Source organism: Sphingobium sp. S6 (assembly GCF_905120495.1).
GTDB lineage: Bacteria > Pseudomonadota > Alphaproteobacteria > Sphingomonadales > Sphingomonadaceae > Sphingobium > Sphingobium agri.
Genome location: NZ_CAJHOG010000001.1, coordinates 542,059 through 555,769, shown reverse-complemented (window position 1 = coordinate 555,769; position 13,711 = coordinate 542,059). Strand labels below are relative to the sequence as shown.

General features: G+C 61.5%; 10 protein-coding genes and 1 pseudogene. 5 read left to right on the top strand and 6 right to left on the bottom strand.

Annotated features, from left to right (window positions below):
- Nucleotides 1-41: 41 nt before the first annotated feature.
- From SPHS8_RS02855 to SPHS8_RS02840, 4 genes are read right to left on the bottom strand one after another with little or no spacing between them, the layout of a single operon-like run.
- Nucleotides 42-758 carry an N-formylglutamate amidohydrolase gene (locus SPHS8_RS02855; RefSeq protein WP_201513843.1) on the bottom strand — a complete coding sequence of 239 codons (717 nt, stop codon included), beginning with the start codon at nucleotides 756-758 and terminating at the stop codon, nucleotides 42-44.
- Nucleotides 755-1,624: a 4-(cytidine 5'-diphospho)-2-C-methyl-D-erythritol kinase gene (locus SPHS8_RS02850; protein WP_201513842.1), complete on the bottom strand. Its 870-nt coding sequence runs from the start codon at nucleotides 1,622-1,624 to the stop codon at nucleotides 755-757. Before SPHS8_RS02850 ends, SPHS8_RS02855 begins: the two co-directional genes overlap by 4 nt.
- Nucleotides 1,611-3,242, bottom strand: coding sequence for a tetratricopeptide repeat protein (locus SPHS8_RS02845; RefSeq protein ID WP_236574939.1), 1,632 nt, complete (start codon nucleotides 3,240-3,242; stop codon nucleotides 1,611-1,613). Before SPHS8_RS02845 ends, SPHS8_RS02850 begins: the two co-directional genes overlap by 14 nt.
- 16 nt (nucleotides 3,243-3,258) lie before the next feature.
- Nucleotides 3,259-4,911, bottom strand: coding sequence for an electron transfer flavoprotein-ubiquinone oxidoreductase (locus tag SPHS8_RS02840; RefSeq protein WP_201513840.1), 1,653 nt, complete (start codon nucleotides 4,909-4,911; stop codon nucleotides 3,259-3,261).
- Between the two features lie 129 nt (nucleotides 4,912-5,040).
- Between SPHS8_RS02840 and SPHS8_RS02835 the strand changes: the two genes are divergently transcribed.
- The 4 genes and pseudogenes from SPHS8_RS02835 to SPHS8_RS20315 all read left to right on the top strand — a co-directional run.
- On the top strand, nucleotides 5,041-5,760 hold the full coding sequence (locus SPHS8_RS02835) for a uracil-DNA glycosylase family protein (RefSeq protein WP_236574938.1): 720 nt from the start codon (nucleotides 5,041-5,043) through the stop codon (nucleotides 5,758-5,760).
- On the top strand, nucleotides 5,757-7,544 hold the full coding sequence (locus tag SPHS8_RS02830) for a lytic transglycosylase domain-containing protein (protein WP_201513836.1): 1,788 nt from the start codon (nucleotides 5,757-5,759) through the stop codon (nucleotides 7,542-7,544). The genes SPHS8_RS02835 and SPHS8_RS02830 overlap by 4 nt, the downstream gene beginning before the upstream one ends.
- Nucleotides 7,544-8,071, top strand: coding sequence for a molybdenum cofactor biosynthesis protein B (gene moaB, locus SPHS8_RS02825; protein ID WP_201513834.1), 528 nt, complete (start codon nucleotides 7,544-7,546; stop codon nucleotides 8,069-8,071). Before SPHS8_RS02830 ends, moaB begins: the two co-directional genes overlap by 1 nt.
- Nucleotides 8,072-8,115: 44 nt before the next feature.
- Nucleotides 8,116-8,346: pseudogene (locus SPHS8_RS20315) on the top strand (PA0069 family radical SAM protein); the annotation flags it as partial.
- Between the two features lie 44 nt (nucleotides 8,347-8,390).
- Here the strand turns inward: SPHS8_RS20315 and SPHS8_RS02820 are convergent.
- On the bottom strand, nucleotides 8,391-8,831 hold the full coding sequence (locus SPHS8_RS02820) for a hypothetical protein (RefSeq protein WP_201513827.1): 441 nt from the start codon (nucleotides 8,829-8,831) through the stop codon (nucleotides 8,391-8,393).
- Between the two features lie 140 nt (nucleotides 8,832-8,971).
- Here SPHS8_RS02820 and SPHS8_RS02815 point away from each other — a divergent pair, with 140 nt between their 5' ends.
- Entirely contained in the window at nucleotides 8,972-10,039 is a 1,068-nt protein-coding gene (locus SPHS8_RS02815; protein ID WP_201513825.1) for a PA0069 family radical SAM protein, read from the top strand.
- Here the strand turns inward: SPHS8_RS02815 and dnaE are convergent, their stop codons facing one another.
- Nucleotides 10,040-13,582: a DNA polymerase III subunit alpha gene (gene dnaE, locus SPHS8_RS02810; RefSeq protein ID WP_201513823.1), complete on the bottom strand. Its 3,543-nt coding sequence runs from the start codon at nucleotides 13,580-13,582 to the stop codon at nucleotides 10,040-10,042.
- Between the last annotated feature and the right edge of the window lie 129 nt (nucleotides 13,583-13,711).

Sequence of the window (13,711 nt, the reverse complement as noted above, 5' to 3'; positions counted from 1 at the left end):
ACCTACCCTTCTTGCGCGCCTCCTTTCCAAAAAGGGACGAGTCACGCAAGGCTATTGCGGCATTGTAGCACGATGGGCCCGATTATGCTGGCGAAGCGGCTTTGCCCCTCCCCGCTTGTCACCAGATCCTGCCGCATTTCGATGCCGAGATAAGGGATACCGTTGGCTTCGGCATGGCGGTTCATGGTCGCGTTCAGCAGCCGCCCCGAATAGGGCAACTGGTCGCCCACCATCAGGCCTGCCTCCTCCAGCATGGGAATGGCGATGCGAGCGGCACGATCATCTTCATTGTAGAGCACGCCGATGTCCCACGGCCGCTCTGCCTGCGGGTCACTCGCCAGTTGCGGCGTGAAACTGTGCACCGACAGAATGAAGGGCGACGTCATTCCGTCGAGCAATCGGGCGATCTGATGATGATAGGGATGATGAAAACGCACCATCCGGTCGGAAAGATCGGCATGCCGGTTGCCGGGGATCGGATGACCGTCGCTCATGACCGGTAGCAGGCCGGGTGCGTCATCCTCGCGGTTGAGGTCGATCACCAATCTGGAAACACCGCCCAATATCGCGGTGCATCCCAACTGCTCCGCCAGCATCCGGCTCACCTCCGCCGCGCCGATGTCTATTGCGATGTGGTTGCCGAGCAGGGCGGGATCGATGCCAAGGTCGATGTCGGCAGGCACATGGGCGGACGCATGATCCGCTATGATCAGCACATCAAGCGGCCCGCCATCGATCTGTGTGAAAGCCTCGCTCACGCCCCGCCGATCTCCGTTTCCAATGACCACCAGCCCGGTTGCTGTGCCGATATATGGCGCGCCGCCGCTGCTCGGCTGTCCCAAGTATCGAAAAGGGCGAAGCAGGTCGCGCCCGATCCCGACATGCGGGCCAGGCGCACCCCCGACTGCTCCCGCAAAAGGGCAATCACATCAGCAATGACCGGCGCGGCCCCGATCGCTGCCTCTTCCAGATCGTTGCGGGCATCCACGATCAGGGCCTCCAGCGTTGACGCTGTCAAAGGACCTCTATCAACCCTGTCCCACCGGCTAAACACACTGGCCGTCGATACGCCGACGCCGGGATTAACGAGCAGCATCGGAATCCCACTCAATCCGTCGATGTGGCAAGGTTCAAGCACCTCGCCCCGGCCCCTGACCATCTGCGTGACACTGCTGACACAGGCAGGCACATCGGAACCCAGTTCCAGGCCGATCCGCTCCAGCTCGGCACGGGGCAATTGAGCATCCCACAAGCGATTGAGCAGTCGCAGCGCCGCCGCCGCGTCAGCCGATCCCCCACCGATGCCTGAAGCAACCGGCAGATTTTTCGTCAGCTTCAACCGCGCGCCCCGCTTCTCTCCAAGATGCCCCTGCAACTTCTTCGCCGCATTCACGACGAGATTGTCCGCACCAGCGCCCAGGGCCGCTCCAAAAGGGCCATCCAGCGTCAGGCTGATCTCGTTGCCCACGTCCGGGCACCCGCTCAGCCGATCGCCATCCGTCGCGAAGACGAACAGACTTTCCAGCGCATGATAGCCATCGGCCCGCCGTTCCCGCACATGCAGGGCCAGGTTCACCTTGGCATAGGCAGTTTCGGTCAATGTCGCGGCGTCAAGGAGCGGCATATTCCGGCCTCATCCCCATTTTGGTTTTCGCATCAAGCCGCGCCGCGACGTCTCCTTCAGCGAACACCGCCGCAGCCCTCCAGGCATAGCGCGCTTCGAAGCGCCGACCGATGGCCCAGAGCGCATCGCCCAGATGCTCGTTGATCGTCACGTCGGCAGGGGCGCCCTCAGCAGCGCGCTCAAGAACTGGCACCGCAGCTTCCACATTTCCTGTCACGAAATGCGCCCATCCCAGGGAATCCGTTATCGACGCGTCGTCCGGCTTGAGCGCACTGGCCTTCTTGAGAAGCTCCAGCGCCGCTGGAACATTTTGCCGCCGCTCGACCTGTGCATAGCCGAGATAATTCAGCACAGCCGGTTCATTCGGTGCGATCTTCGCCGCCCGCTCCAGCACCGCACGTGCTTCTTCCCAACGTCCCGCCTGCTCAAGGGCGCTCCCCCGCATCAGCAGCAATGCCCAAGGCACATTATCCGCAGCATAGCGTGCTTCGGCAGAATGAAACGCGTCCGCCGCGCCGCCAAAATCCTTTTCGCGGGCCAGCAACTGCCCAAGCCGCACCAGACGTTCCACGTCGGCGCCCGGAGCTTGAGCCAATCCGCGCGCCAGCGATATCGCAGCGCTGTTGTCATCCGATGCAGCCCAGGCATTGACCAGAGCCGTCTGCCTGAGAGTCCGGAACCAGCCGCTTTCCGCAACCTTGTTCAATTCCGAAACAGCCTGCTGCCCATGTCCTGCATCGGTCAGCAACTGCCCCAGCACCAGCCTGCCATCCGCTCCAGCTGGATTAGCGAAGCTCCCGATGCGCGCGAGTCTGATCGCCAGCATCCGCGTGCTTTCGTCCGATGAAATGTCCGAAGCCAAACGGGCAAGAAGGCGGCCAAAACCCTGTGCGGGGCTCAGCGCTCGCCCGATTTCGCCTCCGCTCCGACCATTCGCAATATCCTGCCGGGCCAGAGCATAGTCGGCTTTCCCTTCAGGAAGCAGGGCCAACGCCTCGGCTCTCGCCCTTCGACTGGCCAGTTGCGCCGCAAAGGTCAGCCGCATCTCGCCTAGCTCTACCGTTCGCAACGCCAGCGCCCGGTTTATCGCGGGGCCAGCCGCAGCAGCATCTCCCCGCGCAAGCGCCTGAAGCGCGATATGCTCGTCGATGTAGCGCCGCCCCAGGGACGCGTAGCGATCTGCCGGATCAATCTCCGGCGGCACCGCTCGGCCTTCCCCGATCGATATCCAGCTGCGGATTATCGGCGCAAGAAAGCCGAAATTCCCTTCTGCCGCTACACGGTCCGCAACTTGCCTGGCCGTCTTCCAGTCCCTGCGCACGAGCGCGTCGCCAAGGAACAGAAGCGTCCCGTCACGCGGCAACACCCCCCGGCTGTCCAGCAACCTTGCCGACTGAAGCGCCAGCGCCATGTCCCCGCTGATCAGGCCATGCAGGTAGGACCGCCGCGCCACTGCCAAACTGCTCGCGTCTCCCGCCAGCGCGTCTCGATAGTTGATGAGCGCGACGTTCGCCTCGCCATAACTGTCGGCCAGTCGGCCGCGGGCATAGGCATGCAGCGCGCTCGACCGATCCACCGATGCGCCAGCGGGGAAGGCCAGCAGCATCGGCGGCAACATTGCGCAGAGCAGGCGCCTACATATTGGGATAGTTCGGCCCCCCGCCGCCTTCGGGCACGACCCAGTTGATGTTCTGCGTCGGGTCCTTGATGTCGCACGTCTTGCAGTGGACGCAGTTCTGGGCGTTGATCTGGAACCGGGGATTGCCCTCTTCCAAACCGACAACCTCATAGACGCCTGCCGGGCAATAACGCTGCGCGGGCTCGTCATAAAGCGGCAGGTTGTATGCGATCGGGATCGACGGGTCCTTCAGCTGAAGGTGGACCGGCTGATCTTCCTCATGATTGGTGTTCGACAGGAACACAGAGGACAGGCGATCGAAGCTGATCACCCCGTCGGGCTTGGGATAATCGATCTTGTGACCGATCTCCTTGGGCCAGATCTTTTCATTGTCCGGCTTGTGCTTCATCGTGAAGGGCAAGCCGATCTTCAGCGTGCGCATCCACATATCGACGCCCGCCAGCAGCGTACCGATCGTATTGCCGAACTTCGCCAGCAGCGGCTCCGCATTCTTGACCAGCTTCAACTCGTCCGCAACCCAACTGGAGCGCAGGCGGTCATCATAGTCGTGCAGCACATCGCGGGAGCGTTCGTTCTGGATTGCCTCGAAAGCCGCCTCCGCCGCCAGCATGCCCGACTTCATGGCCGTGTGCGTGCCCTTGATGCGCGGCACGTTGACGAAGCCTGCGGAGCAGCCGATCAGCGCACCGCCGGGGAAGACGAGCTTGGGCACCGACTGCCAGCCACCCTCGTTGATCGCGCGCGCGCCGTAGGAAACGCGGCGGCCACCCTCCAGATATTCGCGGATCGCCGGATGCTGCTTCCAGCGCTGGAACTCCTCGAACGGATAGAGATAGGGGTTGCGGTATCCGAGGCCCACGACGAAGCCCAACGCAACCTGCCCGTTGGCCTGATGGTAGAGGAACCCGCCGCCATAGGCGTCCGTCAGCGGCCAACCCTGGGTATGGATCACCAGGCCCGGCTTGTGCTTGGCGGGATCGATATCCCACAATTCCTTCATGCCAAGGCCGTAGACCTGTGGCTCGCAATCCTTGTCCAGTTCGAACTGGCGCTTGAGGATCTTGGTCAGGTGGCCGCGCGCGCCTTCAGCGAAGAAGGTATATTTGGCGTGCAGCTCCAGCCCCGGCTGATAATCGCCCTTTCGATTGCCCTCGCGATCAATGCCCATGTCACCGGTCGCGACGCCCTTCACGCTGCCATCCTCATTATAGAGGATCTCGGCAGCGGCGAAGCCAGGGAATATCTCGACGCCCAATCCTTCGGCCTGCTCGGCCAGCCAGCGGCACAGATTGCCGAGCGAACCCGTATAGGTCCCCTTGTTGTGCATCCAGCGCGGCGTCGAAATATGCGGCACCGGCAATTTGCCGCGCTTCGTCAGGAACCAGTGCTGGTTGTCCCGCACCGGCGTTTCCGCCAGCGAGCAGCCCATGTCGCGCCATTCGGGGATCAGCTCATCAAGGGCCCGGGGATCGATCACCGCGCCCGAAAGAATATGAGCGCCGATCTCCGAGCCTTTTTCCAGGACGCACACCGCCAGTTCCTGGCCAGAGTCGTTGGCCAGTTGCTTCAGCCTGATCGCCGCGGACAGCCCCGCCGGTCCCCCGCCGACGATGACGATGTCATAGGGCATCGATTCCCGTTCGCTCATAATCCCTCCATCGGGACGAGCCGGATGGTTTCCCTCTCCTGTCCGGCCGCCGCGTTACTCAAACGATTTACCACCGGTTGCCGATGAAGATTCTTGACCCCGGCGTCAACCTCTGGCCCTAGAAGATCGATGCGGGGAATGACGGAAGATCTGGCCGATGCCGCCAGCGCCTATCTGGCGTGGTGGGACATGGCGGGCGTGGATTGCGCGACGGCGGAAGAGCCGGTGAACTGGCTGCGTCCGGCGCCAGCCGTTCCGCTGGCGCCACCCCCGTCTTCTCCGGCCACGGTGAAGAAGCCAGGCTCGCTTCAGGAGTTTACGGACTGGCTAGCCCAGGATTCGGCGCAGCCGGAACGCCGCTGGCCAGGCACACCCATCTTGCCGCAAGGGCAAGCTGGATCGCCGCTGATGGTGATCACCGACATGCCTGATCCAGCCGACATGGATGCAGGCACATTGCTTGCCGATCGCGCCGGACGCTTGTTCGACGCGATGCTGTCTGCTGTCGGCCTGTCTCGGGAGAGCGTCTATATCGCCTCCCTCTTCTGCGCCCGCCCGCCCGGCGGCATGGTGGAGGCGGCCGACCTCAATGCAGCCGCCGATCGGATGCGCACCCATGTTTCGCTCGCGATTCCAGGCAGGCTGCTGCTTCTGGGCGACCGGACGATCCGCACTTTCCTTCCCGTACAAGACAGGCAGGGAATGGAAAGTTTACACTTTTTTAACCATGATGGCGGCACTGTGCCTGCTTTAGCCACTTTCCACCCGCGGCTCCTGCTGGGGCAGCCCGCGGCGAAAGCGGAATGTTGGCGCACATTGCAACGCCTGGTCGAGGATATGCATCAGTGATTCGCGCGCTCACCCGATCATCTTGCCTGGCACTGGCCGCCATCAGTGCCGCCGCGGCCGTGCCCGCCAAAGCGGATAATGCGGCGGCAACGGCTGGTTTCAGGTCAGGGTTCAACCCGGCACTGTCCGTCGACGACGGCGACAAGACGCGTTACTCGGCCATCTATTCGGCGCTGTCGGATCAGCGCTGGGCTGACGCGAAAGCGTCGATCCTGGCCCTGGACCCTCAGGACCCGATGCGCTCAGTCGCGCTTTCCGACCTTTATGTAGCCAAGGATTCGCCGCGCGTTGAGCTGTTCGACGTACTCGACCTGGTGAACAAGGCGGCCTGGCTTCCCAACGCGGATCAACTTTCCCGGCTCGCGCAGAAGCGGGGCGCAACGATCCTCCCCACGCTCCCGCAAGTCCAGAAGATGGTCTGGCTGGGTTCAGCGCCGCGCCGCGAATATGTCGCGACGACAAAGACCGACCTGCTGGCCCAGGCGCTGGTTGGTCAGATCACGCCCTTCATCAAGAATGACGATCCTGTGGGAGCGGAAACGCTGCTCGCGTCGGGAGAAATCGGCCTGACGCCCGAAGGCCTGACCGAAGTACGCCAGCGCGTCGCATGGTCCTACTATATCGAGAATAACGATGCGGACGCGCGGCGCATGGCGAACCGCGCCCTTGAAACCCGTGCGGGCGGCGACTGGACGGTGCAAGCGCACTGGACGCTCGGCCTTGCATCTTGGCGTCAGCATGACTGCGCTGCGGCAGCGCCTGCCTTCGCCAATGTCGCTGCACTCGCTGGAAATGCCGACATGCGCGCGGCTGGCGCCTATTGGGCGTCGCGCGCCTACATGGCCTGCGGTCAGGCGGAAAAGGTCGAGAATCTCCTCAAGACCGCCGCGCGATCCGGCGAAACATTCTACGGCTTGCTCGCCCGCGAAACGCTTGGCCTGCCGCTGGGCGGCGGCAGGACCGCTCCGCGCTTCGGATCAGCCGATTGGCAACAGCTGAAGGACAGCCCGAACGTCCGCGCGGCGATTGCTCTCACGTCAATCGGTCAGCTTGCAAAGGCTGACCAGTTCATCCGGCATCAGGCCCGGCTGGGCGGCGCTGCTCAATATGACGCCCTGCTAAAGCTTGCCAATTCCCTCAGCCTTCCCGCCACCCAGCTATGGCTCGCCCATAACGGTCCGGCTGGCAAACAGCCGGACAGCTTCGCCAGATTCCCAACGCCGGATTGGCGTCCCGACGGCGGCTGGCGTGTCGATCCAGCGCTGATCTACGCTCACACGCTTCAGGAATCGGGCTTCCGCAGCGATGTCGTCAGCAGTGCGGGAGCACGCGGGCTGATGCAGGTTCTGCCTGGCACCGGCAGTGACATGGGCCTTGCTTCCGCAGCCCAATTGTTCGTGCCGTCGACCAACATGGAATATGGCCAACGCTACCTGGAAAATCTCCGCAACATGAGCGCTACGGGCGGACTTCTGCCAAAGGTCATGGCTGCTTATAATGCAGGCCCACTGCCCGTTCAGCGGTGGAACAGCGAGGTCAAGGACAATGGCGATCCTCTGCTGTTCATGGAGTCGCTGCCTTATTATGAAACCCGCGCTTATGTGAACATCGTCATGCGCAACTACTGGATGTACCAGATCCAGGCCAAGGGAAGCGCGGATTGCCTGACCGGCATGGCACAGGGCATGTGGCCGACCTTCCCCACCGCCAAGGGGACGCGCATGGTCCGGATGAGCCAGAACAACACGCTCTCCGCCCCCAGTATCGCGGGCGGCTCTGACTGATGCCGATCGATGAAAGCCGGTCATTTCTGCCGGTGCGAATTGCCGTCCTGACCGTTTCGGACAGCAGGGGCCTTGCAGAAGACCGGTCCGGCGACACTCTGGTCGATCGGATCAAGGCGGCGGGCCACATTCTGGCTGCGCGCCATATCGAAAAGGATGATCGAGCCGCCATCGTCGCGCGCCTCCACAGCTGGATAGACGATCCCCTAGTCGATTGCATCATCACCACGGGCGGAACCGGCGTCACGGGCCGAGACGTGACACCCGAAGCGGTCGCCCAGGTCCAGGACAAGGAAATACCCGGGTTCGGCGAGCTGTTCCGCTGGCTCAGCTACCAGACGATCGGGACGTCGACGATACAGTCACGCGCCACCGCCTGTGTCTCGCGCGGCACCTATATCTTCGCGCTGCCGGGTTCTACCGGCGCGGTGAAAGATGCCTGGGACGGCATCCTCTCCAGCCAGCTCGACAGCCGTTTCCGTCCCTGTAACTTCGTCGAACTGATGCCCCGCCTGATGGAGCGCTGAATCCCCACCCTTGCCACCATGTTCTCTTTATGTTCCAATAAGGCATGGTTGATGAAAAGGGTAGAGGCGCGACGCTGAACGTCGTCAGTCACCGCTTCAACATGGCGGAACAGGTCGCTGACGGCGACTGGCTCGACGCAGTTGATGTCATAGATGGACCAGCACCACGCCGCCGGACGCAGGTCACGGTGGAACATCCCCGCACGATCATCAGCCGCAACACATCGCCCGATCTTTCTTTTACCCAATCGATCAACGCCTATCGAGGCTGCGAGCAGCCCTACACGGTTGCACAACGTAAACGTCAGAGCCGACCCGTCTATTTGTCTTTGGGTTGGAGCCTATCAGTGATAGTGGTTTCTGGGAATTTGTAGGTTCCCAATTGTGCATTGAGAAATGTCCACTGGAGCTTGATGACGTCCTGTATCAAAAACTCTGCCAGCTTCTCTTTTTGAAAATCGTTGTAAGATACAGGCATAGAAACAGCATTTTTAACGAGTAAGATATACCGAGGTAGATTGCAATGCTCTTCCGCTTTTAAAACTGTATCATTCAACTCTCGATATGTCGGGTCAGAATAGACATCGTAATTTACGTTCTTGTGTCGACTATCTTGAATTTTCTGTTGCAGCAGGACTATTTTTTGATCGGCGTCGCGACGGCATTCAACATATGGCTCAGTCAATTTCACTATCTCGACCGGCGTCGTTGGCGTGATTGCAGCCGATGAACTGACAAGCATGAGGGCGGAAAACATCATCCTACACTCTCCGAGGTTCTTGATAGCGTTGCGCCAAACCGTCGCACACTCTTGGATGCCGACTAGCCGTTAAGTGTTTACAATTCCATCCCCGACCGAAGCTGCTTGCATTTTTGTTCTCTATATGTTCTATTTTGATTATGCGTCATCATCATGGTCGCGGCGCGACAAACAATCAGGTCAGCACTCGCTTCAACCTCACTCAAAGTGAAGCTGATGGGGACTGGCTTGATGCGCTGGAACAAATTGACGGTGCCCCGCCCAAACTGCGTACAACCGTTACTGCCTTGAAATCAAAGACCATCATCACTCGCAACAACTCCCCCGACCTCGCGTTTACCCAATCTATTAACCCTTTCGTTGGCTGCGAGCATGGGTGCATCTACTGTTTCGCGCGGCCCACCCATGCCTATCACGACCTGTCGCCGGGGCTGGACTTCGAAACACGCCTCTTCGCCAAAGCGGACTCGCCCGACCTGCTCCGCACCGAACTGTCCAAGCGTTCCTACCGCGTCTCGCCGATCGCCATGGGGACGAACACCGATCCCTATCAACCGATCGAACGAGACTGGAAGATCACGCGGCAATGCGTTGAGATATTGGCGGAATGTCGTCACCCGATCTTCATCACGACCAAGTCGGACCGCGTCCTTCGCGACCTCGATCTTCTTCAAGACATGGCCCGTGATCGGCTGGTGGCGGTGATGATTTCCGTCACCACGCTTGATCCCAAGGTTGCGCGCGCTCTCGAACCGCGTGCGGCTCACCCTCTTCGCCGGGTGGAAGCCATTCGCCAGTTGGCGCAAGCAGGCGTTCCCGTGGTCGCCAGCGTCTCTCCCATCATTCCCGCCATCACCGATCATGAGATAGAGGCGATCGTCGAAACGACCGCCGCGGCGGGCGCCCGGGACGCCACATTCATACCCGTGCGCCTGCCGTTCGAAGTCGCGCCCTTGTTCCGGGCGTGGCTACAGGAACATTATCCCGACAGGGCCGCGAAGGTCATGGGGATCATCCGTGACATCCGGGGGGGCCGCGACAATGATCCTGACTTCGGAACCAGAATGCGCGGACAGGGCATCTGGGCTGACCTGATCCGCACCCGCTTCATCAAGGCACGAAGGCGCGCCGGTTTCTCGGGCGAACGGCTGACGCTCAGGACCGACCTGTTCCGTCCACCAGCAGGTCCGCAGCTTCAACTTTTCTGATCAGGCCGTTGCCGCAACCAGCCTGAACCCCGAACGCCGGGTCCGTGCCCGATAGCCATCGGCCTTCGGCTCCATGCGCTCGAAACTCTGGATCGCAAGGCCAGGGATGAGTGCGATGGCGTCGACCTGGTCCGCCCCGATCAGATAATCATCGCCCAGGAACATCCGGGCAGCCTTGCCGCCCGCCACTGGAGCGCGAAGGAACACTTCGCTTCGTCCGCCCCTGCTGCGCAACAGCAATTGCGCGAGTTCGTTGACAGCGGCGCTATCCTGCACATCCACGACCAGTTCCATCCGCGATGCGCTGGCAAGCTGATTGAACTGCTCCACGCCCCTGATCGTAACGCGCGGCGTTTCTTCGCCGGGCATGCGATCCAGTTCCACCATCAGCAGCGCACAATCTCCGTCACGGGCCATGGCCTCGATCGCCTTGCACGCATCCTCATCGAAGCAGCTTGCCTGGAACTGCCCGCTGCTGTCGGAAAATGTCGCCGCCGCATAGCGTGCGCCCCGCCGCGTCTCACGCCAGCGGACTTCCTCAACCATGGCCGCCATGACTGCGTTCGCCCGCCCGCCTTCCGCCACCTGCTCGGCACAGATCGCCCCGTAGCTCCTCGCCCCGCGTGCATCAGCCAGATGCCGGTATCGGTCGACGGGATGCGCCGAGAAGTAGAAGCCGAACGCTTCCTTTTCCTGCGCCATCCGGTCGGCGGTGGACCAGGTCTGATGCGGCGGAATGCGCACGTCCGCATGCGGCGTTTCGACATCGCCGAACAGGCCGCCCTGTCCGCTCTCGCGCGCTTCGGCAGCACTGGCGGCGACGCTCAGGATCGTGTCGGCCGCTGCATGCACGCCCGCCCGGTCGGGGTGAATTTCATCGAACGCCCCTGATGCCGCAAGGCTTTCAAGCTGGCGGCGGTTCAACAATCGCGGCTCGATCCGGTCGGCGAAATCATCGAGAGACTTGAATGTCCCACCGCCGTCGCGTTCGGCGACAAGCTGCTCCATCGCCTTCTCGCCCACGCCCTTCAGCCCGCCCAAGGCATAGCGCACCGCAAAGCCGAGGCGGGGATCCTTCCCCTCATATTCGATCGGCTCTACGGAGAAGTCGGCGAGGCTGCGATTGATGTCAGGCGCAAGGCAGCTGAGCCCCATGCGACGCATGTCATCAACGAATATGGTCAGCTTATCCGTAAGATGGATATCGAACGCCATCGATGCGGCGTAGAATTCGGCCGGATAATGGGCCTTCAGCCAGGCCGTCTGATAGGCCAGCAATGCATAGGCCGCAGCATGTGACTTGTTGAAGCCATAGCCGGCGAACTTGTCGATCAAATCGAACAGCTCATTGGCCTTGGCCGCCGGAATGTCGCTCCTCGCGCATCCCTCCACGAACCGCGCCCGCTGCGCGTCCATTTCCGCCTTGATCTTCTTGCCCATGGCGCGGCGAAGAAGGTCTGCGTCCCCCAAGGAATAGCCCGCCAATATCTGGGCGGCCTGCATCACCTGCTCCTGATAGACGAAGATGCCATAGGTCTCTTCGAGGATCGGCTTCAGCAGAATATGCGGATATTCAATATCTTCCTGCCCGTTCTTGCGGCGGCCGAACATAGGGATATTGTCCATCGGGCCAGGGCGGTAGAGCGACACGAGCGCGATGATGTCGCCGAAGTTGGTCGGCCGGACGGCCGCCAGCGTCTTGCGCATCCCCTCCGATTCCAGCTGGAACACACCGACGGTATCGCCCCGCTGGAGCAAATCATAAACCGCCGGATCATCCCAGCTGAGGCTGCTTAGATCGACCTCGACACCGCGCCCCGCCAGCAGCTGCACCGCCTTTTGCAAGACGGACAGGGTCTTGAGGCCAAGAAAGTCGAACTTCACCAACCCCGCGCCTTCGACAAATTTCATGTCGAACTGCGTCACCGGCATATCCGAACGCGGATCGCGGTAGAGCGGCACAAGCTGTGACAAGGGCCGATCGCCGATCACGACGCCCGCAGCGTGGGTCGAACTATGCCGGGGAAAGCCCTCCAGCTTCATCGCATAGTCGATCAGCCGTTTGACCTGATTGTCATTGTCATATTCCGCCCTGAACTCTGCAACGCCGTTCAATGACCGTTCCAGCGTCCAGGGGTCCGTCGGATGATTGGGCACCAGCTTGGCGAGCCTGTCGACCTGGCCATAGCTCATCTGCAACACGCGGCCGGTATCCTTCAGCACCGCGCGCGCCTTCAGCTTACCGAAGGTGATGATCTGCGCCACATGATCGACGCCATATTTCTGCTGGACGTAGCGGATTACTTCGCCGCGCCGCGTTTCGCAGAAATCGATGTCGAAGTCCGGCATCGAAACACGCTCTGGATTGAGGAAGCGCTCGAACAGCAGCCCCAGTTGCAGCGGATCCAAATCCGTAATGGTAAGAGCCCAGGCAACCACCGACCCCGCGCCCGAACCACGGCCCGGCCCCACAGGAATATCCTGCTCCTTCGCCCATTTGATGAAGTCGGCCACGATCAGGAAGTAGCCGGGAAACCCCATCTGGATGATGATGTCGGTTTCGAAAGTCAGCCGGTCGAAATAAGGCTGACGCGCCTCGTCACCCTCGATCCCCGCCTTTGCGAGCCGCAGTTCCAGCCCTTGGGCCGCCTGCTCTCGCAACATCCGCGCCTCGCCCTCGATGTCACCGGCAAGGCTTGGCAGGATAGGCTTTCGCCTCGGCGCAGCGACCGCACAGCGCTGCGCCACGACCAGCGTGTTGGCCAAAGCTTCAGGCAAATCCTCGAACAGGCGCTGCATCTCGGCTGCCGGTTTCATCCAGGCATCGGGCGAGCTGGTCCGCCGGTCGGGCGTTTCGACATAGGCGCCATCGGCGATGCAAAGCATCACGTCATGCGCTTCATGGAAATGAGGCTCGGCAAAACAGGTCGGATTGGTCGCGATCAGCGGCAGGTCACGCGCATAGGCAAGATCGAGCAAATCAGCTTCCGCCTTGCCCTCGACGGGGTCCTGCCTGCGGCAAATTTCCACATACAGCCGATCCGGAAAGAGCGCCTCAAGCCGATCGGCATAAGCAAGCGCGGCGTCCGGCTGATCCTCCGCGAAAAGCCGGGCAATCGCCCCTTCCGCGCCTGCGGTTAGCGCTATGAGCCCGTCCGTCCTGCCAGCCAGAGCCTCCAACGTGACATGCGGGACTTCCTCGACCGGGCGGTCGAGATGCGCCATCGATACCAGGGCGCAGAGATTGTCGTATCCAGCCTCATCCTGGGCATAAAGCGCCAGCCAATCGTGCATTGCGGCGGCATTGGCGGGACGCCCCGGCCGCAATATGCCCAGCATGGCCCCGATGATCGGCTGCACGCCCTCGCTCTTGCACCCATCCGAAAATGCCATCGATCCATAAAGGCCGTTGCGGTCGGTGATCGCTGCTGCGGGGAAGCCCAGCGTCCGCGCTTGCTTCGCGATCTTCTTCGGCTCGATCGCACCTTCCAGCATGGTGAAAGAGGAAAAGATGCGAAGGGGTACGAAACCGGCATGAGGCATTTTGCGTTGATAGCGTCCCTGGCCGCCTTGGCGCCAGTCCTTCTTGAGAAATGCTGTGGATAAGCATTCCCCAGTCTCTTCGAAAGGCCCCCGACCATCAATTCGGCGGCATCTCGCTCTTTGAGACTG